Source organism: Acidisoma sp. L85 (assembly GCF_009765865.1).
Classification (GTDB): Bacteria; Pseudomonadota; Alphaproteobacteria; order Acetobacterales; family Acetobacteraceae; genus Acidisoma.
Genome location: NZ_LMUQ01000064.1, coordinates 186,936 through 209,900, shown reverse-complemented (window position 1 = coordinate 209,900; position 22,965 = coordinate 186,936). Strand labels below are relative to the sequence as shown.

Annotated in this window: 24 protein-coding genes; 18 read left to right on the top strand and 6 right to left on the bottom strand. The window is 65.3% G+C overall.

Annotated features, from left to right (window positions below; genetic code table 11):
• The first annotated feature begins 4 nt into the window (after positions 1–4).
• Positions 5–592 carry an NUDIX domain-containing protein gene (locus tag GSQ83_RS22910; protein ID WP_158805183.1) on the top strand — a complete coding sequence of 196 codons (588 nt, stop codon included), beginning with the start codon at positions 5–7 and terminating at the stop codon, positions 590–592.
• Between the two features lie 172 nt (positions 593–764).
• Here GSQ83_RS22910 and GSQ83_RS22905 read toward each other — a convergent pair whose 3' ends face one another.
• On the bottom strand, positions 765–1,580 hold the full coding sequence (locus tag GSQ83_RS22905) for a 23S rRNA (adenine(2030)-N(6))-methyltransferase RlmJ (protein WP_158805182.1): 816 nt from the start codon (positions 1,578–1,580) through the stop codon (positions 765–767).
• Between the two features lie 200 nt (positions 1,581–1,780).
• On the bottom strand, positions 1,781–2,365 hold the full coding sequence (locus tag GSQ83_RS22900; protein WP_158805181.1) for a TIGR00730 family Rossman fold protein: 585 nt from the start codon (positions 2,363–2,365) through the stop codon (positions 1,781–1,783).
• Between the two features lie 359 nt (positions 2,366–2,724).
• Between GSQ83_RS22900 and GSQ83_RS22895 the strand changes: the two genes are divergently transcribed.
• The 11 genes from GSQ83_RS22895 (at position 2,725) to GSQ83_RS22845 (ending at position 12,660) form a co-directional block, all read left to right on the top strand.
• A complete protein-coding gene (locus tag GSQ83_RS22895; RefSeq protein WP_158805180.1) occupies positions 2,725–3,912 on the top strand; it encodes a LysM peptidoglycan-binding domain-containing protein in 1,188 nt (395 codons plus the stop codon).
• 16 nt (positions 3,913–3,928) lie between these two features.
• Positions 3,929–4,687, top strand: a complete 759-nt coding sequence (locus tag GSQ83_RS22890; RefSeq protein ID WP_158805179.1) for a phosphatidylserine decarboxylase — start codon at positions 3,929–3,931, stop codon at positions 4,685–4,687.
• A complete protein-coding gene (locus GSQ83_RS22885) occupies positions 4,684–5,559 on the top strand; it encodes a CDP-alcohol phosphatidyltransferase family protein (protein ID WP_254065850.1) in 876 nt (291 codons plus the stop codon). Before GSQ83_RS22890 ends, GSQ83_RS22885 begins: the two co-directional genes overlap by 4 nt.
• Positions 5,560–5,692: 133 nt before the next feature.
• Positions 5,693–6,721, top strand: coding sequence for an aspartate-semialdehyde dehydrogenase (locus tag GSQ83_RS22880; RefSeq protein WP_158805178.1), 1,029 nt, complete (start codon positions 5,693–5,695; stop codon positions 6,719–6,721).
• 156 nt (positions 6,722–6,877) lie between these two features.
• Entirely contained in the window at positions 6,878–7,312 is a 435-nt protein-coding gene (sdhC, locus tag GSQ83_RS22875) for a succinate dehydrogenase, cytochrome b556 subunit (RefSeq protein ID WP_158805177.1), read from the top strand.
• Positions 7,313–7,323: 11 nt separating this feature from the next.
• Positions 7,324–7,725 carry a succinate dehydrogenase, hydrophobic membrane anchor protein gene (gene sdhD, locus GSQ83_RS22870; protein WP_158805176.1) on the top strand — a complete coding sequence of 134 codons (402 nt, stop codon included), beginning with the start codon at positions 7,324–7,326 and terminating at the stop codon, positions 7,723–7,725.
• A gap of 60 nt (positions 7,726–7,785) precedes the next feature.
• Positions 7,786–9,597, top strand: a complete 1,812-nt coding sequence (gene sdhA / locus GSQ83_RS22865; protein ID WP_158805175.1) for a succinate dehydrogenase flavoprotein subunit — start codon at positions 7,786–7,788, stop codon at positions 9,595–9,597.
• Positions 9,598–9,785: 188 nt separating this feature from the next.
• A complete protein-coding gene (locus GSQ83_RS22860; RefSeq protein WP_158805174.1) occupies positions 9,786–10,568 on the top strand; it encodes a succinate dehydrogenase iron-sulfur subunit in 783 nt (260 codons plus the stop codon).
• Positions 10,569–10,595: 27 nt separating this feature from the next.
• Complete coding sequence (locus tag GSQ83_RS22855; protein WP_158805173.1) at positions 10,596–11,258, top strand: tyrosine-protein phosphatase; 663 nt, start codon at positions 10,596–10,598, stop codon at positions 11,256–11,258.
• A 23-nt stretch (positions 11,259–11,281) separates the two neighbouring features.
• Positions 11,282–12,229, top strand: a complete 948-nt coding sequence (locus tag GSQ83_RS22850; protein WP_158805172.1) for a cation diffusion facilitator family transporter — start codon at positions 11,282–11,284, stop codon at positions 12,227–12,229.
• A 161-nt stretch (positions 12,230–12,390) separates the two neighbouring features.
• The gene (locus GSQ83_RS22845; protein WP_158805171.1) at positions 12,391–12,660 is read left to right on the top strand and encodes a hypothetical protein; all 270 of its coding nucleotides are present in this window, start codon (positions 12,391–12,393) and stop codon (positions 12,658–12,660) included.
• A gap of 43 nt (positions 12,661–12,703) precedes the next feature.
• Here the strand turns inward: GSQ83_RS22845 and GSQ83_RS22840 are convergent, their stop codons facing one another.
• Positions 12,704–12,940, bottom strand: coding sequence for a hypothetical protein (locus tag GSQ83_RS22840; protein WP_158805170.1), 237 nt, complete (start codon positions 12,938–12,940; stop codon positions 12,704–12,706).
• Positions 12,941–13,388: 448 nt separating this feature from the next.
• Here GSQ83_RS22840 and GSQ83_RS22835 point away from each other — a divergent pair, with 448 nt between their 5' ends.
• Genes GSQ83_RS22835 through GSQ83_RS22825 form a run of 3 tightly spaced genes read left to right on the top strand, consistent with a single transcriptional unit; the run spans position 13,389 to position 15,412 of the window.
• Positions 13,389–14,033: a helix-turn-helix transcriptional regulator gene (locus GSQ83_RS22835; RefSeq protein ID WP_158805169.1), complete on the top strand. Its 645-nt coding sequence runs from the start codon at positions 13,389–13,391 to the stop codon at positions 14,031–14,033.
• 56 nt (positions 14,034–14,089) lie between these two features.
• A complete protein-coding gene (gene aat, locus GSQ83_RS22830; protein WP_158805280.1) occupies positions 14,090–14,743 on the top strand; it encodes a leucyl/phenylalanyl-tRNA--protein transferase in 654 nt (217 codons plus the stop codon).
• Between the two features lie 9 nt (positions 14,744–14,752).
• Positions 14,753–15,412 (top strand): hypothetical protein, encoded by a 660-nt coding sequence (locus tag GSQ83_RS22825; protein WP_158805168.1) that lies wholly within the window; start codon positions 14,753–14,755, stop codon positions 15,410–15,412.
• 214 nt (positions 15,413–15,626) lie between these two features.
• On the opposite strand, the gene GSQ83_RS22820 is transcribed toward GSQ83_RS22825, so the two are convergent.
• Positions 15,627–16,028 carry a ketosteroid isomerase-related protein gene (locus GSQ83_RS22820; RefSeq protein WP_158805167.1) on the bottom strand — a complete coding sequence of 134 codons (402 nt, stop codon included), beginning with the start codon at positions 16,026–16,028 and terminating at the stop codon, positions 15,627–15,629.
• Positions 16,029–16,165: 137 nt separating this feature from the next.
• Here GSQ83_RS22820 and GSQ83_RS22815 point away from each other — a divergent pair, with 137 nt between their 5' ends.
• The 3 genes from GSQ83_RS22815 to ppdK are packed head-to-tail and all read left to right on the top strand — an operon-like array spanning position 16,166 to position 21,789.
• A complete protein-coding gene (locus GSQ83_RS22815; RefSeq protein ID WP_174246720.1) occupies positions 16,166–17,023 on the top strand; it encodes a glycine--tRNA ligase subunit alpha in 858 nt (285 codons plus the stop codon).
• A gap of 51 nt (positions 17,024–17,074) precedes the next feature.
• Positions 17,075–19,150, top strand: coding sequence for a glycine--tRNA ligase subunit beta (gene glyS, locus GSQ83_RS22810; protein WP_158805166.1), 2,076 nt, complete (start codon positions 17,075–17,077; stop codon positions 19,148–19,150).
• An 11-nt stretch (positions 19,151–19,161) separates the two neighbouring features.
• Positions 19,162–21,789 (top strand): pyruvate, phosphate dikinase, encoded by a 2,628-nt coding sequence (gene ppdK / locus GSQ83_RS22805; protein WP_158805278.1) that lies wholly within the window; start codon positions 19,162–19,164, stop codon positions 21,787–21,789.
• A 180-nt stretch (positions 21,790–21,969) separates the two neighbouring features.
• On the opposite strand, the gene GSQ83_RS22800 is transcribed toward ppdK, so the two are convergent.
• Both GSQ83_RS22800 and GSQ83_RS22795 read right to left on the bottom strand, forming a co-directional pair.
• Positions 21,970–22,617, bottom strand: coding sequence for a glutathione S-transferase family protein (locus GSQ83_RS22800; protein WP_158805165.1), 648 nt, complete (start codon positions 22,615–22,617; stop codon positions 21,970–21,972).
• Between the two features lie 18 nt (positions 22,618–22,635).
• Positions 22,636–22,965, bottom strand: a 330-nt coding sequence (locus GSQ83_RS22795) for a hypothetical protein (RefSeq protein ID WP_216850498.1), incomplete at its 5' end; no start/stop codon positions are given.

The window sequence follows — 22,965 nt, the reverse complement described above, 5'->3', positions numbered from 1 at the left end:
CCGCATGGCGGAGGAGAGCGCCGTCCGGAACTTCAAGGAAACGGTGCTCTCGGACGAGAAGTTCCTGCTGCGGCGGGTGGAGTTCGACCAGCGCCACTTCGATGGGCGGTGGTCGAGGCTGACCCGTGAAGTCTATACCCACGGCAATGCCGTCGCCTTGCTACCCTATGACCCGGCGCGCGGCACCGTGCTGCTGACCCGCCAGATCCGCTTCGTGACCTATCTCAACGGCCATCCGCACCCGCTGATCGAGGTCTGCGCCGGGATGCTGGATGGCGACGAACAGCCGGAAGCCGCGATCATCCGCGAGGCGCGCGAGGAAATCGGCTGCGTCATCCGCAACCCGCGCCGAATCTTCGACTCGTTCATGAGCCCCGGCTGCTTGACCGAACGCATTTCGTTCTTCGTCGCGACTTATGGCGAAGCCGACCGCACCGGCCGGGGCGGCGGCCTGGCCGACGAGGGCGAGGATATCGAGGTGCTTGAGATCACGCTCGAAGCGGCCGTGGCGATGATCGGCCGCGGCGAGATCGTCGATGGGAAGACGATTCTGCTGCTGCAATGGGCGGCTTTGCACGGAATTGCGGACTGATACGAGCTAGCGTTGGCAATAAGCCCACCATCGTCATCCTCCGCGAAGGCGGAGGATCCACGCCTTGCCTTCGTTGCGCGAGTAAGGCGTGGATGCCCGGCCTTCGCCGAGCATGACGGGGGGACTCCTGGATCGGTCAGTATCTTGCCGATTGGCAACGGGCGCTCAGCCTCTACTCCGCTGCCAGCCGCGTCAGCACCGCCTCGGTAATCCCGGGCTCTCCCAGCCTCTCGGCCAATGCCGCCAGGATCGGCGCCGCTTCTTCCTCGAAGCGCCAGGGCGGATTGACCACAAGGACACCGCAACCGCCGAGATGCTCGAACTCGTTAGGCGGCCGCAGCAAGAGCTCGGCCACCACCACGTCCCGCATCCCGCTCTCCACGATCGCGGCATGGAAAGCCCGCACCCGGGCGCGATATTTCACGGGATACCAGACGGCGAAGACGCCTGCCGGGAACCGGCCGAGCCCTTCCCGCAGAGCCACCAGGATACGGTCGAACTCGCCGGGGTTCTCAAAAGCCGGGTCCATTAGCACGAGCCCGCGCCGTTCGGCCGGCGGCAGCAGGGCCCTCAGTGCCCCGAATCCATCCCGCAGATGGACCGCGACCCGCTTGTCGCCGCGCAACAGCCGGGAGAGCGCCGCGTTCTGCTCGGGCTGCAATTCGCAGCAAATGAGACGGTCCTGCGGGCGCAGCACGGCCTGGGTCAGCGCCGGCGAACCGGGATAGAGCCCGAGGGATCGCACGATGCCCAGGTAATCGGCAAGGGCTGGCGGCGTGTCATCCAGCAGCCGGCCGATGCCCTGCCGCCATTCCCCGCTACGCTCAGCCTCGGTGCCCGACAGGTCGTAGCGCCCTGCCCCGGCATGAGTATCCAGCACCGCGAAGCCCGCCTCCTTGCGCGCCATGGCACGCAGCAGCCAGAGCAGGAGCACATGTTTCAGGCAGTCCGCGAAGTTCCCGGCGTGGAAGGCGTGGCGATAATTCATCCGCTCGGCGTCTCGTTTCTAGGGCGTGATGGTCTAATACTGAACCCCGACCCCAGGATCCGTCATGGCACGCGAAGGCGGGGCGGCCCCCGCGTGCCATCCACGCCTTGCCTTCGTCGAGCAAGAAAGGCGTGGATGCTCGGCCTTCGCCGAGCATGACGTGGGGGATTGGGCACGGTCCAAACCAGAGAAATCCGCCTCTAAAGCTGCTCAGTTTCCACTGCCTGATCGCCGGCCGGCACCTGACGTAAGCGGGCGAGCACGGCATCCGTGCTGTCCACCACCTCATAAAGCGCGCGGGCGGAGGGCAGCGCGAAACCCTGGCCAACCAGCGTGTCGATCAGAGCCATGAACGGCGCCGCCCAGCCGCCGATGTCGCAGATCAAGATCGGCTTGTTGTGCAGGTCGAGCTGCCGCCAGGTAATCATCTCGAAGGTCTCGTCCAGCGTCCCGAGTCCGCCGGGCAGCGTGATGAAGGCATCCGACATCTCGAACATGCGGCTTTTGCGCGAATGCATGCTGTCGGTGACGATCATTTCGCTAACGCCACGATGCGCCACCTCGCGCCGGGCCAGAAAGTCCGGTATAATTCCAATGACATGGCCACCGGCGCCCAGAGCACCATCCGCGACGGCGCCCATGATGCCGATGCCGCCGCCGCCGTAGATCACGGTGATGCCCGCCTGCGCGAGACCCTCACCCAGCGCCAGAGCCGCGCGCCGATAGGCGGGATCCTGGCCGGATGCCGCGCCGCCGAAGACCGTCACTGCCTTGATCGCCGGCATGCATTCTCCTTCCTTGCCGCCAGCAGAGTCTCCGCCAGCGAGCGCTTGGTGGCAGCCCTTCGGCTGCGGTGCAACCGCCCCGGCACCGCAATCAGAACCTGCGAACCCGAAGGGTGCACAAGAATTATTCATTTCATGATAACGAGCGGATGTATTGAGAGCTTTTCGACAGGGGCGGCCGCGAATCGATGACTGAGGTGACTCGCCATTCACCAGAAGAAGGCACTGGGACGTCTCGGACGTCCTGGCGGCCCATCCTGGGACTTGTTCTCCTGCTCGGTATACTGGCCGCAGGTGCCGCTACCGTCTACGAACGTATGGGACCAGGCAGCGAACCCGCGGCGCCGCACGGTGTTGCCATGGCTCCGACCACGCCCGCGAAACCGCAAACCACGCCAGCAAGCGCGGCACCGGCCGCGAGTGCGCCAAAGATGACCGCGCTGGCCATGCCGCCGAGCGTCGCGCCACCGCCCGCCCCACCCGCTGCCACCAAAGGTCCAGGCGTGGACGTCGTGCGGGTCGATCCGCAGGGCTCGCTTGTCATGGCCGGTAGCGCGGCGCCGGGAACGACTGTCACGATCACCAACGACAAGAACGTCATTGGCGAGATCACCTCCGACAGCAACGGCCAGTGGGTCTTCCTGCCCGATGCGCCGCTCGCGCCGGGTGTGCATGAGCTGCATCTCACGACGCCCGGCACGAAAACCGTTGGGCCGGGCAGTTCCACCGTCCTTCTGACCGTTCCCGGCGTGGTCGCTGCCCTCGCGCCGAAGAGCGCCGGTGCGACAGAGACCCCCCAGGGCGCGGCGCCCCAAAGCCCCCAGGGCAGCGTCGCCGACAACACCGTCCAGAAGGTCATCCCCGCCGAAAGCCCCCCCGGTGGCGTTTCCACCCCGAGCGCACCGGGCAGCGTGGCCATGTCGCAAAGCGGCGCGCCCCCGGCAAACCCGCCGAGCAGCATCGGCCCGAGCGGCTCCCTTGTCGTGCTGTCGCAGGGCAATGCGCCGCCACGCCTGCTGCAACCAGTGCCGGGCAGCCATCCGGGGCCGGTCGGCCTCGATATCGTGCAATACGACCAGCAAGGGCATATCCGCTTCGTCGGCCATGCCGCGCCGGGCCGGAGTGTTCGCCTCTACGTCGACAACAAGGCTGTTGGGGATGCCGAGGCCGATGCGTCAGGCCAATGGCAGCTTTCGCCGATTGATGAACTCAAGTCAGGCGTCCACAAGCTGCGCGCGGATGAGCTGAGCGCCAGCGGCAAGGTCGCGGCGCGCACAGAAGTGCCCTTCGCCCGCGCCGACCTCGCGCATCTGCTGCTGCCAGGCCAGGCCATCGTGCAGCCCGGCGACTCGCTCTGGCTCATCTCGCGCCACAGTTTCGGGCACGGCACGGAATATACTGCGATCTTCAAGGAGAACACGGACCAGATCCGCGACCCCGACCTGATCTATCCTGGCCAGACTTTCCACATGCCGACCGCCGACGAGGCAGCCCATGCGCCGCCTCTGCCGCCATGGCACAAGATGGCACACCACCATAAGAGCTGATAACAGCACCGCCATCATGGCCCACGGCAGCGCTTTTCGCTTCGTTTTTTCCCCACCCCACCCGGCGGCGAGGCCCTTCCTCGCCATCGGCGCGGCGGTCGTCGTCGTCGGGCTGATCTTCGGGCACTGGCTGTCCTGGATCGGCGTGCTGTTCCTGCTGTTCTGCCTCTACTTCTTCCGCGATCCGGAGCGGCATCCCCCGCCGCGCCCCGGCGCGCTGCTGGCGCCTGCCGATGGCCATGTCGTGAGCGTCATGCTGGCGACACCGCCGCCCGAACTTGGCCTCGGCATCATGCCGCGCTGGCGCGTCGCGATCTTCCTCTCGGTGCTGGACGTGCATGTGAACCGCATGCCGGCGGATGGCACCGTCACCCGCATCGCCTATCGTCACGGCAAGTTCCTGAGCGCCAATCTCGACAAATCCGCCGACGAGAATGAGCGCAACGCCCTTGCCATCCGCTTGCCGGACGGGCGGGAGATCGCCGTGGTGCAGATTGCTGGCCTCATCGCGCGGCGCATCGTCTGCCAGGTTCGCGAGGGTGACGCGGTGCAGGCGGGCGGCCGCTTCGGCATCATCCGCTTCGGCAGCCGCACTGACCTCTATCTGCCCGAAGGCGTCCAGCCCCTGGTGTCGGAAGGGCAGAAGATGGTCGGCGGCGAAAGCGTCATCGCCGAGCTCGACCTCGAATTCGCACCCCGCGCTCGGGCCGAGACGACGGGGCCGACAATCACCTACGCGGGCGCCTCCACAATCTCGGGCGGAACAGTCTTTTGAGCGGCCCGCGCCTTTCGGGCGAGCCCGACGGGCGCATCTGGCCGGCCCGGAGGCGCCGGAGGCGGGTGCGCCCGCCGCATCGCCCGCGCTTCAAGGGTCCATCCTTCAACCGGCTCCTGCCGAACCTTCTCACCATGCTCGGCCTCTGCGCGGGGCTGACAGGCATGCGCTTCGCGCTTGGCGGTCATTTTGACGCCGCGGTCGTGGCCATCAGCCTTGCCGGGGTTATCGACGGGCTGGATGGGCGCATCGCCCGCCTGCTCAAAGGCACCTCCCGTTTCGGGGCCGAATTCGACAGCCTGGCGGATTTCCTGTGCTTCGGCGTGGCCCCCGCCTTCGTCATGTATCTCTGGTCGCTCGGCACCTATGGCGGCATCGGCTTCGTGCCGTCGCTGATGTTCGCGGTCTGCATGGCGCTGCGCCTCGCGCGGTTCAACGCGGCGCTCGATAGCGATTCCGCGCCGACCTATACCTCCGGCTTCTTCACCGGCGTTCCGGCGCCGGCCGGAGCGGGGCTCGCCCTCCTCCCGGTTTTCCTTGGTCTCGAAGCGCGTTCCCTCGACCTCGGCTGGCTCTCGATGATCGCGCATTCGCCGTTCTTCGGGGCGCTGGTGCTGATCGGCACCGCCATCCTGCTGGTCTCGACCTTGCCCGTCTGGAGCTTCAAGAACTTCAAGGTGCCGGCGGAATACGTGCTGCCGCTGCTGCTCGGCACCGGCATTTTCGCAGCCATCCTCTTCGCCGAGCCCTGGGCCGCCCTGGCCGCGGCGGGGCTGATCTATCTCGGCATGCTCCCCTTCAGCCTCCGCAGCTTCCACCGGCTCAAGCACGAGGCGGAAGCGATGCGGGCCGGTTCAGACGAGGAAGCCTGACGATGGCAGCCAAAAGTGGAAAGCGCCTTATGCAGGGCATCCCCCCTATAGCGCTGCTTGTCGCCGGCGGCGCTTGGGCTTAACCGCTTCGGGTTGGTGGCGCGGCATTCAGGCGCCGGGACGGGAGAGGGTCATGGGCTATCGGGTCGCGGTCGTGGGTGCCACCGGAGCGGTGGGACGCGAAATGCTCAAGACGCTCGCGGAACGCAACTTTCCGGTGAGCGACATCGCGGCCCTGGCCTCGGGCCGCTCGGCGGGCACCGAGATCTCCTTCGGCGAGCACCGCGTCCTCAAAACCCAGAATCTCGAGAAGTTCGACTTTCGCGGCTGGGACATCGGACTGTTCAGCCCCGGCGCGTCGGTTTCCGCCATTCACGCGCCGCGCGCGGTCGAGGCTGGGTGTATCGTCATCGACAATACCAGCCATTTCCGTATGGACCCGAACGTTCCGCTGGTCGTGCCCGAGGTCAATCCCGAGGCGCTCCACGGCTTCCGCGGAGGGATCATCGCGAACCCAAATTGCTCGACGATCCAGATGGTTGTCGCCCTCAAGCCGCTACACGACGAGTTCAAGATCAAGCGGGTTGTCGTCGCGACCTATCAGTCAGTGTCTGGCGCAGGCAAGGAAGGCATGGACGAGCTTTTCGCCAATAGCCGGGCCTTCTACGTCAACGATCCTGTGACGCCGCAGCAATTTACCAAGAACATCGCTTTCAACGTCATCCCGCATATCGACTCCTTCATGGATGACGGCTCCACCAAGGAAGAGTGGAAGATGGTGGTGGAGACCAAGAAGATCCTCGATCCGAATATCGCGGTAATGGCGACCTGCGTGCGCGTGCCGGTGTTCATCGGCCACGCCCTCGCCCTTCATGTCGAGTTCGAACGGCCGGTCGCCCCCGGTGAAGCCCGCGCGGCGCTGCGTGGCGCCCCCGGCATTGCGGTGACGGATGTGCGCGAAGATGGCGGCTATGCGACACCCACCGAGGTCGCCGGCGAGGACAATGTTTATGTCAGCCGCATTCGCCGCGACCCCACCGTGCCGAACGGCATCGCCTTCTGGTGTGTCGGCGACAACCTCCGCAAGGGCGCCGCGTTGAATGCTGTGCAGATCGCCGAAACATTGGTGGCCCAGGGAGTCTTCGCCCGGCAGGCAGCGTAAGCGCTGCCCCGGCAACCCACGATCGTGATGCTGCACCTGCGTTGACCCATCTTCCGTCGAAGATTAGAGAAGCGTCCCAAAGACCTAGCCTTCCTCGGCCCTCCTCTGCCGGACGCACGGTCCCGGCCCGACCGACATTCTAACTGGAACCGACCCATGGCGGACGTGCGCGACGCATTGATCATCGGCAAGCGCAGCGACGGCAAGTTGGTGCAACGCCCGCTCTCGCCGCATCTCCAAATCTACAAGCCGCAGATCAGCACCGCGACCTCGATCTTTCACCGCATCACCGGCTGCGCGCTCGCGGTCGGGCTGCTGCTCATGGTGTGGTGGCTGGTGGCGGCGGCGACGGGTCCCCGCGCTTTCGCCTCGGCTCAGGGCTTCGTGGGCTCGCCGATCGGCCTGATCCTGATGTTCGGCTGGACGCTGGCGCTCTGGTACCACTTCTGCAACGGCATCCGGCATCTGTTCTGGGACGCCGGCTTTGGCTTCGATGTCAAAACATCGCACCGCAATGCCTTCGCGGTCCTGGTTGCGACCGTGGTGCTCACGGTGCTGAGCTGGGTCGTCGGCTTGGCCGTGTGGCTCTGAGGACCGCGATCATGGCGCCCAAGGACAAGCTTTCGATCACGGTGCGGCAGAGCGAGCTTGGCCGCGTCAAAGGGCTCGGCGCCGCGCGCAGCGGAGTGCATCACTGGTGGATGGAGCGCGTGACCTCGGTCGCGCTCATCCCGCTCACCCTCTGGTTTGTCTTCTCGGTTCTGGGCATGGCGGGCCATCCGCAGCCCGACATCGCACATTGGGTCTCGCATCCGCTGGTCGCCGTACTGCTGGTGGCGCTGATCGTGACCTCCTTCCACCACACGCAGCTCGGGCTTCAGGTGGTGATCGACGATTACATCCATGGCGAGGGCACGCGGCTCATCGTGCTGCTGGTGATGAAAGCCGCAGTGGTGCTCCTCGGTCTCGCGGCCCTGCTCGCCGTGGTGAAGCTCGCGATCTGAATTCAGGCGAGGCTGGCGGCCCTCCCATGCGGCCGTCCCTCCCATCACGACGAGGCTGAGATGAACGCGATCACGAAGCCCACCCTGGGCAGCTACGACGTCATCGACCACACCTACGACGTTGTCGTCGTCGGTGCCGGAGGGGCCGGGCTGCGCGCGACCCTGGGGATGGGCGCAGCCGGCCTCAAGACCGCCTGCCTTACGAAGGTCTTCCCCACCCGCAGCCATACGGTCGCCGCGCAGGGCGGCATCGGCGCGGCGCTCGGCAATATGGGCGAGGATGACTGGCGCTGGCACATGTACGACACCGTGAAGGGGTCGGACTGGCTCGGCGACCAGGACGCCATCGAATACATGTGCCGCAACGCCATCCCGGCAATCTACGAGCTTGAGCATTTCGGCGTCCCCTTCAGCCGCACCGAGGATGGGCGCATCTACCAGCGCCCCTTCGGCGGCCATATGAAGGAGTTCGGCAAATCCCCGGCGATGCGCGCCTGCGCCGCCGCCGACCGCACCGGCCATGCCATCCTGCACACGCTGTATCAGCAGAGCCTGAAGCATGAGGTCGAGTTCTTCGTCGAATATATCGCGCTGGACCTCATCATGGATGAGGAAGGCGTCTGCCGCGGCGTGACGGCCTGGTGCCTGGATGACGGCTCGATCCATCGTTTCCGAGCGCAGACGGTGGTGCTCGCGACCGGCGGTTATGGCCGCGCCTATCAGAGCTGCACCTCCGCCCATACCTGCACCGGCGACGGCAACGGCATGGTGATCCGCGCCGGCCTGCCCATGCAGGACATGGAATTCGTGCAGTTTCACCCGACCGGCATCTTCTCCGCCGGCTGCCTGATAACCGAGGGCGCGCGTGGCGAGGGCGGCTACCTCACCAATAGCGAGGGCGAGCGCTTCATGGAGCGGTACGCGCCGACCGCCAAGGACCTGGCGAGCCGGGACGTGGTGTCACGCTCGATGACCATCGAAATCAACGAGGGACGCGGCTGCGGTCCCAACAAGGACCACATCCTGCTCCATCTGGAGCATCTCGGCGCCGCGCTGCTGCATGAGCGGCTGCCCGGCATCTCCGAGACCGCGCGGGTCTTCTCGGGCACGGATGTGACCAAGGAGCCGATCCCGGTGCTGCCGACCGTGCACTACAACATGGGCGGCATCCCGACGAATTATCACGGCGAGGTACTATCCCCTACGCCGAGCGATCCGGACCGCGTGGTGCGCGGCCTGATGGCGATCGGCGAATGCGCCAGCGTCTCGGTGCATGGCGCGAACCGCCTCGGCACCAATTCGCTGCTCGACCTAGTGGTCTTCGGCCGCGCCGCCGCGCATCGCGCCGCCGAGACGATCCAGACCGGCGCCACCCAGGCGCCGCTCCCGCCACGCGCCGGCGAGGCGTCGATCGCGCGCTTCGATGACGTGCGGCACGCGAAAGGCGCGACCCGCGTCTCCGAGCTGCGTGTAGATCTGCAGCGTGCGATGCAGTCCCACGCCGCCGTCTTCCGCAACGCCAAGAGTCTGACCTTGGGCGTCGAGAAGGTGCAGAAGATCTGGAGCGGCATGGCCGATATGGGTGTCAGCGACCGCAGCCTGATCTGGAACTCGGATCTGGTGGAGGCGCTGGAACTGCAGAACCTCATGGGCAATGCGATGGTGACCATGGTCGGCGCGGAAGCCCGCCATGAGAGCCGTGGCGCCCACGCGCATGACGACTATCCCGATCGCGACGACAAGAACTGGATGAAGCACACCCTGGCCTGGTGTGACGACTCCGGTGCGGTGAAGCTCGATTATCGGCCGGTCAAGATGCAGACCCTGACCAACGAGGTCTCCGTCTTCCCGCCGCAGAAGCGCGTGTATTGAGGCTGATGGCCATCGCAACCACCTCGTCATGCTCGGCGAAGGCCGAGCATCCACGCCTTACGCGCGTCACGAAGGCGGGGCCGCCCGCGGCAAGGCGTGAATCCCATGCCTTCGCATGGGATGACGTCGTGCTTGCTCATCCGGCGCGGATCACTCCCGCCCGCATCGACTCCTAGGAGATCCCGGAAATGGTTGAGTTCACCCTTCCGAAGAACAGCAAGGTCGTCGAGGGTCAGCGCTACAAGGCGCCGGCCGGCGCCAAACGCGTGCGCGAATTCAAGATCTATCGCTGGAACCCCGACGACGAAAAGAACCCGCATACCGATATCTACGAGATCGATCTCGATGATTGCGGGCCGATGGTTCTCGACGCGCTGATCAAGATCAAGAACGAGGTCGACGGCACGCTGACCTTTCGCCGCTCCTGCCGTGAAGGCATTTGCGGTAGCTGCGCCATGAATATCGACGGCACGAATACCCTTGCCTGCCTCAAGCCGATCGAGGATTGCCGTGGCGCGGTCAGGATCAATCCGCTGCCGCATATGGCGGTGATCAAGGATCTCGTGCCCGACCTCAGCCAGGCCTACGCCCAATATCGCAGCGTCGAGCCCTGGCTGCAGTCCGACACGCCGCCGCCACCGGATGCCGAGCGGCTGCAGAGTGTGGAGGAGCGCTCCAAGCTCGACGGGATGTGGGAATGCATCCTGTGTTTCTGCTGCACCACAAGCTGCCCCAGCTACTGGTGGAACGGCGACCGCTATCTCGGGCCGGCCGTGCTGCTCGCCGCCTATCGCTGGATCGCCGATAGCCGCGACGAGCATAAGGGCGAGCGGCTGGACGCCCTGCAGGATCCGTTCAAGCTCTACCGCTGCCACACCATCATGAACTGCGCCGAGACCTGTCCCAAGGGGCTGAACCCCGCCCAGGCGATCGGCGAGATCAAGAAGCTCATGGTGCAGCGCCAAGGCTAAGGCCGGGCGCGCACCGCTTCAACTCGCATGTTCAGAGGAAATCTCACGACGGGCCGCGGCCGGGTAGCCGCCTGGTCCGACTCGCTCGTGATGGACCATTCCTTCGTCCGCTTCGTCTTCGCGAATTGGGCGGAGGTGGCGCCGAAGCGAATGTATCGCTGCAACCATCCGCATGCCTGGCGGCTGGCCGCGGCGCAGCGCAAGCTCGGCATCAAGACGGTCATCAATCTGCGTGGCAAGCGGTTCTGCGGATCCGACGCGCTGTCGCGCGAGGCAGCGGCGAAACTCGGGCTGCACCATATCGACATGGCGTTCGAGAGCCGTGGCGCGCCGCACAAGGAGCGCATTCTGCGTTTCGCCTCGATCCTGGAAACCCTGGTCGAGCCGGCGATCATGCATTGCAAGTCGGGCGCGGACCGCACCGGACTTGCCGCCGGCCTCTATCTGGTGATGCGCGGCGGCACCAGCGCGGATGCCCTGAACCAGCTCTCCTGGCGCTTCGGCCATTGGAGCAATGCCCGCACCGGCATCCTCGATGCATTTTTCCTGCTCTACGCGAGAGAGGCGGAAGGCCGAATCCCGTTTTTGGATTGGGTGAAGACCGAGTATGACGAAGCGGCCCTCCGCCGGGACTTTATCGCCGGCGGCCTCTCAGCCTTCGTCGTGGACCGGGTGCTCCGGCGCGAATAGCAGAAGCCGGGAGTGTTCCTCGGATGGCCTTGCCTGCAGTCGATCTAAGCGATGACGCAGCGGATTGGGCGCGCTCACGCGGGGCCTTTCCGGCGCGCAGCCTCGCGGCGGGGGGAATCCTCGTCGGGCTGACGGTGCTTGCCCTGAAAGTTGCGGCCTGGTGGCTGACGGGCAGCGCCGCGCTTTATTCCGACGCGCTCGAATCCGTGGTCAACGTCGCCGGCGCGGTGGTCGCTTTCTGGACGCTGACGATCGCCGCGCGCCCGGCCGATCACGATCACCCCTTCGGCCACGACAAGGCGGAATTCTTCTCGGCCGTGGTCGAGGCGCTGCTGATCATCCTCGCGGCGGGCTCGATCCTCTTCCACGTCTGGTTCGATCTCAAGCTCGGCCACAGCCTGTCGGCGCCACTCTCCGGGATGGGCATCAACCTGGTCGCGACCGCGTTTAACGGCGCCTGGTCGGCGGTGCTGTTCCGCCAGGGACGGCGGCTGCGCTCCCCTGCTTTGCTGGGCGACGCACGGCATCTCGCCTCGGACGTGGTAACCTCAGGCGGTATTCTCCTCGGCCTTTGCCTCGTCCTGGCCACCGGGATCCTGTGGCTCGATTCGGCCCTCGCCGCCGCGACCGCGGTCTATATCCTGTGGTCTGGCCTTCGCATGCTGCGCAGTTCCGTCAGCGGCTTGATGGATGCGGCGCCGGATGCCGAAACCCTGGCGCGCATCCGCTACCTCGTCAGCACCCATGCCGACGGCGCCTTGGAAGCCCATGACCTGCGGACACGTCAGGCGGGCCGGCTGACCTTCCTCCAGTTTCACCTCGTCGTGCCAGGTGCGATGCCAGTGGATCAGGCGCATGACATCTGCGACCGGATCGAAGCCGCGCTGCGTGCCGAAATGGAGGGTCTTGTCGTCACCATCCATGTCGAGCCGGAACGAAAGGCGAAGCATACCGGCGTTGTGGTTCTGTAACGGCCTCACCGCCGCATCGCCACAACGCCACCACAGGAAGGTGCCAATTCGGCCTCGGGGCCGATCTAGGTCTCAGAAGCAAACCGTAGCGCGATGGGTGATGCCGGAACTCGCATGCACACCCAGATGTTGCGGTCACTAGGACAAGGAGAGCCTTAACCATGAAGACCAAGCTGACCACGCTCGCCGCATTGGCTGGCCTAACGCTACTCGGCGCCTGTACCGATCCCTATAGCCCCGGCCAGCGCGCCCTCGGCGGCGCGGCCATCGGCGCGGGAAGTGGGGCCGTCATCGGTGGCATCGCAGGCGGCGGCCAGGGTGCCGGTATCGGAGCATTGATCGGTGGCGCAGTCGGCGCCGCTGGCGGCGCCGCCACAACACCCCAGCGGCCTCAGTACTATAACAACGGCGGCTATTACGGCGGCTACTAGCGTCGCGGCGGGGTCCGGCGACCAGCAGCCGGACCCTAACCCGCTATGCCTGCAACTCCGCCAAGGCCACGGCCCCCTGGCGCTTAGCAACTGCCGCGACTCGACCGCCGTCATGGGCCGAAATCATGACCATGTCGCCGGCCATCATCATATTGGAAGCGTCGGCGAAGAAGCCCTGACCGCCGATATCGTCAAGCGCGTCCGCCCCGGCCTTGTAGTGCCAAAGCGTAAAGCCATTCGCATAGGCGAGAACGCAAAGGTTCCGGAGAGCGAAGGACATTGGTCCCATCCTTTATCTCTATGAACTTAATCCTGAGAGATTTACGTCAGGAATTAATTCTTGTTAAAATGTTAGTGTCTTAAAAAAATTCCCGAGACCGCTCTGTCGCTTTAACGGGTTTTGCGGGCTTTTCGGATTCTACAGATTGTGCTCACAGGCTAAGTATGTTTCGGCGACCGCAGGTTTGTCTCTGCGGATCAAGCGGCCTCTCCGCCAATGGAATAGCCCAGAATTTTATACCGCCTCAAAGACCCTTTCTGGTCGTCGCGAAGGCAAATATCGCAAAATAGAGACGGTTAGGAGGGACACTCGTTACCATAACGAAATAACTAACGTTAGCGAAGGAGATTTTCAAGCTCGACGCAAGGAAAATTATCTTATTTTCGGCCAGGACGATCTTCGTCAGAGTGCCGCTCCGGCAGGCGGGCCGAGCGTGATGGGATTTTGAATGCGGCATGAAGACGTCTGGCGCGCCATCGATACGCTGGCAGCGGAACGTGGGCTCTCTGCCTCAGGCCTGGCTCGCCGCGCAGGCCTGGATGCGACCACCTTCAACCCGTCCAAACGAGCGACCCAAACGGGCCGCGAGCGCTGGCCAAGCACCGAAAGCGTCTCCAAGGTTCTCGAAGCGGCTGACGCCACGCTCGAGGAGTTCGCCGCCCTCGTGAGCGGTGCGCGGGCGCTGCCCGCGGGTTCCCGGCCAGCGACCCGGCGCCTCCCCCTCATCGGCCTGGCCCAAGCGACGTTGCCCGGCTTTTTCGACGACACCGGCAATCCGACCGGCAGCGACTGGGATGAGGCGGGCTTGCCCGAAGTGCTCGATCCGCGCGCCTATGCCATCGAGGTTGGCGGCGATGCGCTGGAGCCGGTGTATCGTGACGGTGACATTGTGATCGTCTCGCCCCTCGCCCCGATCCGGCGCGGCGACCGCGTGGTGCTGCGGGATCGCAAGGGCCGTTTCCTGGTCCGTCAGATCGCCCGCCGCTCGGCGCGGAGCGTGGACGCCCGGTCGCTCAACCCGGCGCGCGGCGATGTCAGCCTGCCGGTGGATGCGATTCTGTGGATGCATCGCATCGTCTGGGCGAGCCAATAATGTTTACCGCGCCCGGCGCTAGTTCTCCCCAGGCGGAATCGCCCCACATGCCTCGCATGTCCCGCCGCCAGATCGATGTCACACCGGAGCTTCTGCTCCGTGCCTATCGGGCGGGTTTGTTCCCGATGGCCGAAACGCGCGGCAGCCCGAGGCTCTATTGGCTCGACCCTGAGCTGCGCGGCGTGCTCCCGCTCGATACCTTCCATTTGCCGCGCCGCCTGCGCCGGACCGTCCTGTCCGGCGAGTTCCAGGTAACGGCCGACCGCGCCTTCGCCGAGGTGCTGCATCTCTGCGCCGAAACCGGGCCGCGCCGCGCCGATACCTGGATCAATCCGGAGATCGAGCGGCTGTTCTGCGAGCTGCATATGATGGGCTATGGCCATAGTATCGAATGCTGGTCCGGGAACCGGCTGGTGGGCGGGCTTTATGGCGTGGTCCTTGGCGGTGCGTTCTTTGGGGAGAGCATGTTTTCCCGCGCGAGAGACGCCTCCAAAGTAGCCCTGGTCCAGCTTGTCGCGCGGCTTCGGCTGGGTGGCTTCACGCTCCTCGACACCCAGTTCGTGACCGATCACCTGGCGCAATTCGGCACCATCGAGATCGCCCGACAGGATTACCGCGACCGGCTCGAAAGGGCGTTGCGGATCGACGCGCGTTGGGTCGAGACGATCGACGCGGATCTTCTCAACCGTATCGTTACGGAATTGGAGTAGCATCGCCTCATGCAATCCCTCCCCTCTGGCCTGATCTTGCGTCGGCTCGTGTTCGGCGCCGCCGGTGCCCTTTGCGTCGCGACCGGTGCCGCGGCGCAGGAGTATCCCTCGATCCTGCCGATGCGGGACGCGACCATCGTCTATGATGTCCAGAGCACCGGAAGCGGTGCGTTGCGGGTCGAAGCGGATATCTCAGCCGCCAACCAGAAGCTGCGGCTATCGGAAGTCGGCCGGCCCGACTACCTGCTGATCGACCGGGGCGCCGAACAGGTCATCCTGGTGTCGCCTGATAAGGGCATGAGCTTCGCCGTCGCGACCGGCGGCTTCCTGCACCGCCAGCTCGACCCTGGGTCGAACCTCCATTTCAGCCGCGCCGGCACCCGCAGCGTCGCCGGCATCGCCTGCACCGTCTGGCGGATCGAGGGGCCGCATGGCGCTGGCGATAGCTGCATCACCAATGACGGCATTATCCTGAGCGCCGAGGGCAAGGGCGACAAGCCTGACAGTTCCGGCCGGATCCCGTCCGGCCGCGTCACGGCGCTGAGTGTGAACTATGTCGATCAGCCGCCCGATCTGTTCGATCCGCCCGACGGCATGCCAACGGTCAATCTTCCGCCGAGCCTGTTTCAAAGCATGGTTTCGGGCATCACGGGGCTGTCGGGACCTTAAGCCTAGTGTCTTTGGTCTGAACGGCGCTCCAAAGATCGGTCATGGCATGCGAAGGCGGGGCGGCCCCCCGCATGCCATCCACGCCTGCCTTCGTTCGGGCAAACAAAGGCGTGGATGCTCGGCCTTCGCCGAGCGTGACGTGATGGAATGAGCATGGTCGCAAACCAAACGCATCCCGCTCGAGGCGCCCGTCCGTCCCAACGCCTCGAGAACGTCAGCCGCCGACCTGCCTGATCCAATCCGGCAGGCTGTAGTAGTTGGTGATGCGAGCGACCTTACCGTCCCGCACCTCGAAGAAGGCGCCGGCCGGCAAGACATAGGTCTGGCCCTTTGCCTCCGGCAGCCCCTCATCGGTGCCGATGTAGCTGCCATGGACAGTGAATTCCGCCGCGCCACTACCGGGCGGGCCGGTTAGGATCACCAGATTCTCCAGCCGCTCCCTGTAACAGCGCGTCATGTGGTCGACGAAGCGGCCAAACGCCTCCCGCCCGACCTGTCGCTCGCCCTGGTTGATGTCGTGGACGACATCCTCGGTGAGCAAAGCGAGAAACGCCGCCTTGTCGCCCGCGTTGAAGGCTCGGTAGTAAGCCTCGATTACCCGCGCCGTCTCGCTCATTCCGGATCCAACCCTCTCGCTCGCTCGCCTTGCCCTGGCGCCTGAGGGGCCGTAAGGGAGTGGCCCCGTAGCGTGGCGAGCCCATGAACCCGAGTTCGATGGACCAGTGCAAGCCCCCCGTCGAAGGGGCTTCATCGATGGCCAAGCCCCTGAGCTTCCAGGCCATAATTCTGCGCCTGCACGAGTATTGGTCGGCGCAAGGCTGCGTCATCCTGCAACCCTATGACGTCGAGATGGGCGCCGGTACGTTTCACCCGGCGACGACCTTGCGGGCGCTCGGTCCGCGGCCGTGGAAAGCCGCCTATGTGCAGCCGAGCCGCCGCCCGACCGATGGGCGATACGGCGAAAACCCGAACCGGCTTCAGCACTATTACCAATATCAGGTGCTCATGAAGCCGAGCCCGGCGGATGCCCAGGCGCTGTTGCTCGGCAGCTACCGCGCCATCGGCATCGACACCGCCCTGCACGACATTCGCTTCGTCGAGGATGACTGGGAGAGCCCGACCCTGGGCGCCTGGGGCCTCGGCTGGGAAGTGTGGTGCGACGGCATGGAGGTGACGCAATTCACCTATTTCCAGCAGGTCGGCGGCATCGCCTGCGAATTGCCGAGCATGGAACTGACCTACGGGCTTGAGCGGCTGGCGATGTACGTCCAAGGCGTCGAGCGCGTCTATGACCTCGATTTCAACGGTCAGGGCGTGAGCTATGGCGATATCTTCCTGCGCGCCGAGCGGGACTACAGTCGCTACAATTTCGAGGTCGCGAATACCGAGATGCTGATACGGCATTTCGCGGATGCCGAGGCCGAGTGCGCCAGCCTGCTCAGCTGCAAGCTGGCGCAGCCGGCGTACGACCAATGCATCAAGGCGAGCCACCTGTTCAACCTGCTCGACGCTCGCGGCGTCATCAGCGTGACGGAGCGCGCGGCCTATATCGGCCGGGTCCGTGCGTTGGCTCGTGGCTGCGCCGAGGCCTGGCTGGCGGGTGAAGTTTGATGGCGTCGGCCGATCCACCGGCTAGCCCACCGCTACGGCCGGGCTCGGTCCATGCCTGAGCTCCTGCTCGAACTCTTCTCCGAGGAGGTCCCGGCGCGCATGCAGCAGCGCGCCGCCGAGGACCTCAGCCGTCTCTTGACCGAAGCCCTGGCCACTCTCGCCCCCACTACGACACGCGTGCTGTATGGCCCCCGGCGGATCGCCTGGATCGGCACGGTGGCCGCCGAGGTTCCGGCCGCCACAACCGACGAACGCGGACCGAAGCTCGCCGCGCCAGAGCAAGCGGTCGCCGGCTTTCTCCGCAAACACGGCGCCGCGCGCGACGATCTGCGCGAGGAGGGTGGCTACTGGCTGCTCACCAAGCGCACCGCCGGCCGCCCGGCCGAAGCGCTGATCGCCGAAGCAATCCCGGCCCTGTTGCGGCGCTTCCCCTGGCCGAAATCCATGCGCTGGGGCGGCACGAGTGCCTTCACCTGGGTCCGTCCGCTACGCCGGATCCTGTGCCTGCTCGATGGCACCGTCGTGCCGTTCGATCTCGCCCAAAGCGAGGATAACGGCCACGGATTGGCCAGCACCAACAAGACCGAAGGCCACCGTTTTCTTGCGCCCGGCGGCGTCGCCATCGCGTCAAGTGCCGACTACGAATCCGCCCTGCGCGCGCGCTTCGTGCTCGCCGACCCCGTCGAACGGCGAACGCAGATCGCCGAGGGTTTGGCGCGGGTCGCGGAGACCGCTGGATACCACATGGTACCCGACGATGGCCTACTCGATGAGGTGACCGGCCTAGTCGAATGGCCGGTGCCACTGCTCGGCCGCATCGATGCCGAATTCATGGAGCTGCCACCTGAGGTGAGACAGGTCTCCATGCGCGTGAACCAACGCTATTTCGCGCTCACCGACGCCTTCGGAAAACCCGCACCGGCCTTCGTCTTCGCCGCCAATATCGCGGCCCCGGATGGTGGCATGGCGATCGTCGCGGGCAACGAGCGCGTGCTGCGCGCGCGGCTATCGGATGCGCGGCATTTCTGGGATCTGGACCGCCGGGATACCCTTGCGTCGCGCCTCCCGGCCCTCGACCGCGTGACCTTCCACGCCAAGCTCGGCAATCAGGGAGAGCGCGTGTGGCGGATGGAAACGCTCGCCGGAATCATTGCGCCATTGGTAGGTGCGGACCCGGCGCAAGCGCGTCGTGCCGCGCAACTCGCGAAAGCTGATCTGACGACGGGAATGGTCGGCGAATTCCCCGAGCTTCAGGGCGCCATGGGCCGCTACTACGCGCTCCATGACGGCGAAACGATCGAAGTCTCCGATGCCGTGCGCGACCACTATGCGCCACGCGGGCCGCAAGACCCGACGCCGACCGCGCCAGTTTCGATAGCAGTGTCACTTGCCGAGAAGTTCGACATCCTCACGGGATTTTTCGCGATCGGCGAGAAGCCCTCCGGTTCGGGCGATCCTTATGCGCTGCGCCGCGCCGCCTTGGGCGTCCTGCGCCTCATCCGCGAGAACGACCTGCGGCTTGAACTGCGCCAACTGGTGCGGCATGCACACCAAGCATTCGCGCAGCCGACGGACAGCGAAGCCGCTCTCGCCGACGACGTGCTCGCCTTCATCGTCGAACGCCTCCGCGTGCAACTTCGCACCGAGGGCCGCCGTCACGACGTGCTCGCCGCTGCTTTCGCGGCCGCCAATGATGACGACCTCAATCGCCTGCTGCGCCGCGCCGATGCGGTCGAGGCTTTGCTCGGCACGACAGAGGGCGCGGATCTCCTTGCCGCCTACCGCCGCGCCGCCAACATCCTCCGCATCGAGGAGCGTAAGGCGCCACTGCCCGAGGGCCCGGTCGATACGATGCGGCTGACGCAACCTGAGGAAACGGCACTGGTGCAATCGCTCGACGCCGCCGAAGCGGCGATCGGGCCGCGCCTTGCCGACGAGGATTTCTCGGGCGCCATGGCGGCGCTCGCGCGGTTGCGTGCCCCGGTTGACGCCTTCTTCGAGGCGGTCATCGTTAATACCGACGTGCCTGAACTGCGGGACAATCGGCTGCGGCTGCTCAAGCGGCTGCGCGGCACGATGGATCGAGCCGCAGACTTCTCGCGACTAGAAACCACGGGAGCCGTGTAATGGCTGATGTGATGACGAAGTGGGTCTACAACTTCGGGGCCGGCCATAACGAGGGCCGCGCCGAAATGCGCAACCTGCTCGGCGGCAAGGGGGCAAACCTGGCGGAGATGGCCGGGATCGGCCTGCCGGTGCCGCCCGGTTTCACCATCACAACTGATCTCTGCACGGCCTTCTACGACAATGGCCGCAAATACCCGGATGATCTCGACGCCCAGGTACGCAGCGCCCTGGCGCGGGTCGAGGAGGCCGTCGGCCTGAACTTCGGCGATCCGGCCAAGCCATTGCTCGTCTCGGTACGTTCGGGCGCGCGCGTGTCGATGCCCGGCATGATGGATACGGTGCTCAACCTCGGCCTGAACGACGAGACGGTGCGCGGACTGGAAGCGGCATCGGGCGACAGCCGCTTCGCCTGGGACAGCTATCGCCGCTTCATCCAGATGTTCGGCAGCGTCGTACTCGGCGTCGATCACCACCGCTTCGAGGAGATCATCGAGCAAGCCAAGATCGATGCCGGCGTGGTGGAAGACACCGCGCTGACCTCCCATCAATGGGAGGAAGTCGTCGAGGCCTACCAGGATCTCGTGCTGAACGAGACCGGCGCCCCCTTCCCCCAGGATCCGCAGGCCCAGCTATGGAGCGCGATCGGCGCGGTCTTCGGCAGCTGGATGAACCCGCGCGCCATCACCTATCGCCGGCTGCACGACATCCCCGCCGAGTGGGGCACCGCCGTCAATGTGCAGGCGATGGTCTACGGCAATATGGGCCAGGACTGCGCGACGGGCGTGTGCTTCACCCGCGATCCCTCGACCGGCGAGGACATCTTCTACGGCGAGTTCCTGGTCAATGCGCAGGGTGAGGATGTCGTCGCCGGCATCCGTACCCCGCAACCGCTATCCAAGGCGCGTGCGAAACCCGGCGAGGTCAGCATGGAGGAGGCACTCCCCCAGGCCTATGCCGAGCTGCTGAAGGTCCGCGAAACGCTGGAGCAGCACTATCGCGACATGCAGGACATCGAGTTCACCGTGCAGAGCAACACGCTCTACATGCTGCAAACCCGCAACGGAAAGCGCACGGCCACCGCCGGGCTGCGCATGGCAGTCGAAATGGCTCAGGCCGGGCTGATCGACAAGCCGGAAGCGGTGCGGCGCATCAACCCGGCCTCGCTCGACCAACTGCTGCATCCGATGCTCGACCCCGATGCGAAGCGGACGCTCTTTGGCCGTGGCTTGCCCGCGAGCCCGGGTGCCGCTTGCGGCATCGTCGTCTTCTCCTCCGATGAGGCCGAGATGCGGGCGCAGAAGGGCGAGGCGGTCATTCTCGTTCGCATTGAAACGAGCCCCGAGGACATCCACGGCATGCATGCCGCCCGCGGCATCCTCACCACGCGCGGCGGCATGACCAGCCATGCGGCGGTGGTGGCCCGCGGCATGGGCCGCCCCTGCGTCTCGGGCGCCGGCGGCGTCGCGGTCGATTACGGCACGCAGACCCTCTCGGCCGGCGGCCGCACCGTGCGCGGCGGCGAGACCATCACGCTGGACGGCGCAACCGGCGAGATCTTCGTCGGCGCCGTGGCGATGATCGAGCCCGCGCTTTCGGGCGACTTCGGCATCCTGATGGGCTGGGCCGACGAGATCCGCACCCTCGCGGTGCGCGCCAATGCCGAGACCCCGCTCGACGCCGAAACGGCGCGCAAGTTTGGCGCCGAGGGCATCGGCCTCTGCCGCACCGAGCATATGTTCTTCGACCCCACCCGCATCGGCGCCGTGCGCCAGATGATCATGGCGGGCGACGAGGCGGGGCGACGCGTCGCGCTCGAGAAGCTGATGCCCTTCCAGCGAGACGATTTCATCTCGCTCTTCCGCATCATGGTCGGGCTGCCGGTGACCATCCGCCTGCTCGACCCGCCGCTGCATGAATTCCTGCCGCATGGCGAGCAGGAGCTGGCCGAGGTGGCGCAGGCGATCGGCGTCGATACGTCCGTGATGCGCCAGCGCGCGGCGGATCTCTCGGAAGCCAATCCGATGCTCGGCCATCGCGGCTGCCGCCTCGGCATTACCTATCCCGAGATCTACGAAATGCAGGCCCGCGCCATCTTCGAGGCGGCGCTGGCGATCGTGGCCGAGGGCGGCGAAGCACCGGTGCCGGAGATCATGATCCCGCTGGTGGGCAGCAAGCGCGAATTGGAGATCACCCGCGCCCAGGTCGATCGCATGGCCGAGCAGGTCTTCGCCGCCGCCGGACAGCGGATCGAGTATCAGGTCGGCACCATGATCGAGCTGCCGCGCGCAGCTTTGCTCGCCGACCGCATCGCGATCGATGCCGACTTCTTCAGCTTCGGCACCAACGACCTGACCCAGACCGCTTTCGGGCTTTCGCGCGACGACGCCGGCAAGTTCCTGCCGAAATATGTCGAGAGCGGGATCTTTGAGAAGGACCCCTTCGTCTCGCTCGATCGTGATGGCGTCGGCCTGCTGGTGCAGATCGCGGTCGAGAAAGGGCGGGCGACGAAACCGAAGCTCAAGCTCGGCATTTGCGGCGAGCATGGCGGCGATCCGGCCTCGATCGCCTTCTGCCAGGAGGTCGGGCTCGACTATGTTTCCGGTCGCTCGGTCAAGGTGTTCCAGCTCCGTGGGCCATAAAAGTGTTAGAAAACGGCGACTCTTTCTGGGAAGGCTCGATGATTATCCGGAACAGTCGGCCCTAGAGAGGGCGTAAAAGTGCCGTAGAGCGAAAGTCTTCCCGGGAAAGCTCGAATGAGCTGAACGAGATATTTAATTCTCTTGTTTGGGAGATGAGACATAGAAATGTCGACCCCCGAGCTAGAATCCGCGAAGGACACGAGGCCACATCTCAAGTCCCTCGCGCTCGTGCACAAGGCTGAATGATTTCAAAGCTCTCATCCTATCAAGATAACCAGCTATATTGTCCCATCGATCCGCGGCCGTTGGCATTTCGCGTGACCAGCGCATAAGCATGGTCGCATGAAAATCGACGGCACTGAGGCTCTTGCCCGCAATGTAGGGCGTTTCCCGCAGCCGTGCATCGACACGCTCCCAAACCCTCTCGATGCGCACACGCGCATGCGCCTTCACCGCCTCGACCGCTTCGGCTCCTCCAACCTCATCGGCGTAGAACCACGCACGGTAGAGCGGCTGCAGCGTATTGGCAAAATAAACCATCCACTGCAGGTAGTCTGACCGCTCCGGCGCTCCTTGCGGAATATCGAGGTCGCCCGCCGGATGGCGCTCCGCCAACATCAGCGCAAGCGCGGCGGACTCGAAGTACCGCGCACCACCCACGACGAGCGTTGGAACCGTTCCGTCGGGGTTGATCCGAAGGTATTCGGGGCTCTTGTGGGCCTTGGTGACGAAATCTATCAAGCGAGCCTCGAAGGAAACGCCAAGATGGATCAGAATCCAGTGGATCGCCAGGCTTGCCCTGCCCGGCGAATAATAGAGAGTGTACATCGTGTTCCTCAAACGGGGCTATTCGCGCAATCCGGCAAGACGCAGGCACTCGGCAAGATGCTCGCGGTCACCTTCGCTAAAGAGGGTTCTGGCGACGAGGTAGCCTATCGTCGCGTCGGGTTGAATTGCCAAACACTGCGCCACCAACTCCCGAGCGCGTTCGACGAAGCCCAACTTCGCGCAGCATCCCGCCATCATGGCAGTCTCGCCCGCGCCCGTTGGTGCGCCCCGATCAAAGTTGGCCAAGGCTTCCCCGTATTGATATAGCGCGAACTGGGCGACCCCGAGCACCCGCCAGTACCAAGAAGGTCCGAAATATGGGTCTATGCAGCGGGCATAATGTAGGTG